Source organism: Komagataeibacter ossonobensis (genome assembly GCF_057359305.1).
On sequence record NZ_JBXAYQ010000098.1, the window covers coordinates 1 to 2,485 of the forward strand.

A 2,485-nucleotide genomic window follows, 5' to 3' on the forward strand; every position below is an offset into this window, starting at 1 on the left:
CACGGTCCATTTATGGACAGGTCCCGGCGACAGGACGGCCCGCCCCCGCACCAGCCCGATGAAACCGGCCAATCGCTGTAGGCGTTGGGAACCCTGCCTGTTTCCCCATGATCGGACAGTACCATGATGCTGGACCGCCGTTCCTTTCTGGCACTATCCGGACCAACGACACTGGCGGCCATGATTCCGGGCCGGGTCTGTGGTGCAGGCCCCGTCATGGGTGGAAAAGCGGATCATACGCTGCGGATCGCCACGGGACAGGTCGAACTAGCCCCGGGGCGCATCATTTCAACCACGCTCTATAATGACCAGTTTCCCGGCCCCCTGCTGCGGCTTGAGGAAGGCAGGCGCAGCGTGATCGACATCTTCAATGATACCGACACGCCGGAACTGATGCACTGGCATGGCCAGATGATCCCGAGCGCGGTGGATGGGGCGGCGGAGGAAGGCACGCCCTTCATACCCCCACATGGCATGCGGCGGATCACCTTCCTGCCACGGCCTTCGGGTTTCCGCTTCTACCACACGCATGTCATGGCCGGGGGCGATCTCAACCGTGGCACCTATACCGGGCAGGTCGGGCCGCTCTATATCGAGCCGAAGGATAATCCTGGCGCCCATGACCGCGAAATATTCCTTGTGCTGAAGGAATTCGCGCCATTCTTCAGCCGTGGCGGCGACATGGCGGTGGATGCGCTTGCGGGCGACCCGGTAGCCGAACTCCAGCAGATGGGAAAGGCCGCCGACGCGGCCGCCACGCAAGGGACGAAGGGGTTCGAGGTCGGCTACAGGTCATTCGCGATCAACGGAAAGATGCTGGGACATGGCGAACCCATCCGGGTAAAACAGGGGGAGCATGTGCTGTTTCATATCCTGAACGCCAGCGCCGGCGAGATCCGCAGCCTGGCCCTGCCTGGCCACACCTTCCGGGTCTTGGCCCTTGATGGCAACCCGGTCCCCACGCAGGCCGAGGTTCCGGTACTCTGGCTGGGCACGGCAGAGCGTATCTCGGCCATGGTGCGGATGGATCACCCAGGCGTCTGGGTGATGGGTGACGTGGCGGATGATGACCGCCGAGGCGGGATGGGCATTGTCGTCGCGTATGCCGGGCAGACGGGCAGGCCACGATGGATCGCCCCCCGGCCCGCGCGCTGGGACTATGCGCGCTTCGGGGCGCGCTTTGGCACTTCCCTTCCTGCCATCACACCGGATGAGACGATCGAAATGACGATCATCAAGCGCAATGCGGTCCTGAATGGCTTCAACCAGTGGACCCTCAATGGGGAAGCCTTCCCGATGGAAGCGCCGTGGCCGCGCCGTATCCTGCGACAGGGGCGGCGTTACCGCCTGCGGGTCCGCAATGCCAGCGACGACATCCATCCGCTGCACCTGCACCGCCACAGCTTCGAGCTGACCCGGGTTAGCGGCAGGGCAACCCGGGGCGTGATCAAGGATGTCGTGATGCTGGGTGGCTTCCAGGAACTTGAATGCGATTTCGTCGCCGACAACCCTGGGCCGACGCTCTTTCACTGCCACCAGCAGCTCCACATGGATTTCGGGTTCATGGCGCTTTTCGATTATGCGTGATGGCGACAGGCATGACCGCCAGCGCCCATGATCAACGGCCCATTCAATGGGGTGGCGGATAGGCCGGCGCCGCCGGGTAACCGGGCGCTACCGGACCGACCGGAGCAGGCGGCGCCACCCCGGCTGACGCCGCCACCACGCCCGCGATCAGCCCGGTTGCCGCCGCCACAAGCAGGTACTGCGTCCCGGACTGCATCCAGTAATAGCCCGATGGCGGCGCCCACAGGCCATGATAGCGCCGCCAGTCACGGACCCGCCACCGCTGCGACCGCCAGTTGGCATAATACTCTCCCCTTCTCCAGTCCCGCATGTGGCCATGGCCACGCTCCCCGTCATGACGGTCATGCCCGCCGCGTCCCCACGGCGGGTCCGCACGGGCCGTGGCACTGGCCAAGTTCAGGCAGGCTGACAGGATGGCGGCCGAAAATCGATCTATCATGGTGCCTCCATGGACAAGCTGGGTAAGGAATACAGGCCCTCATGGCTTTTGTGTGAACGTGCGAACCCCCGCGCCAGGACAGGGATTGACATTATTTTATATATCCACAATCAAGGATATATGGATACGGAATCGGCCCTTGCCGCGCTCAGCGCCCTGTCCCAGTCCACGCGGCTGGATATCTTCCGCCTGCTGGTGCGCCATGAACCGGACGGCCTGCCCGCCGGAGATGTCGCACGCCATCTTGATATGCCGCAGAACACGATCTCGACCCACCTCGCGATCCTGACCCGTGCCGGCCTGCTGAGCGCGCAACGCCATAGTCGTCTGATCGTCTATCGCGCCTGTCTTTCTCGCCTGCGCGAACTGATGCTTTTCCTCGTCAAGGATTGCTGCGCGGGCAGTCCCGAACTCTGTGCGCCCCTGATCGCGACCCTGTCCTCCTGCTGTCCGTCCCCG

At 63.9% G+C, this 2,485-nt stretch carries 3 protein-coding genes; 2 read left to right on the forward strand and 1 reads right to left on the reverse strand.

From position 1 onward, the window contains the following. The first annotated feature begins 123 nt into the window (after positions 1–123). Positions 124–1,587, forward strand: a complete 1,464-nt coding sequence (locus AC1RQ9_RS18700; RefSeq protein WP_485988090.1) for a multicopper oxidase family protein — start codon at positions 124–126, stop codon at positions 1,585–1,587. Positions 1,588–1,630: 43 nt separating this feature from the next. On the opposite strand, the gene AC1RQ9_RS18705 is transcribed toward AC1RQ9_RS18700, so the two are convergent. Continuing rightward, positions 1,631–2,026 carry an RcnB family protein gene (locus AC1RQ9_RS18705; protein ID WP_485988092.1) on the reverse strand — a complete coding sequence of 132 codons (396 nt, stop codon included), beginning with the start codon at positions 2,024–2,026 and terminating at the stop codon, positions 1,631–1,633. 120 nt (positions 2,027–2,146) lie between these two features. On the opposite strand from AC1RQ9_RS18705, the gene AC1RQ9_RS18710 reads away from it, so the two are divergent. Further along, positions 2,147–2,485 (forward strand): ArsR/SmtB family transcription factor (locus AC1RQ9_RS18710; RefSeq protein WP_485988093.1); only part of this gene is annotated, 339 nt, incomplete at its 3' end.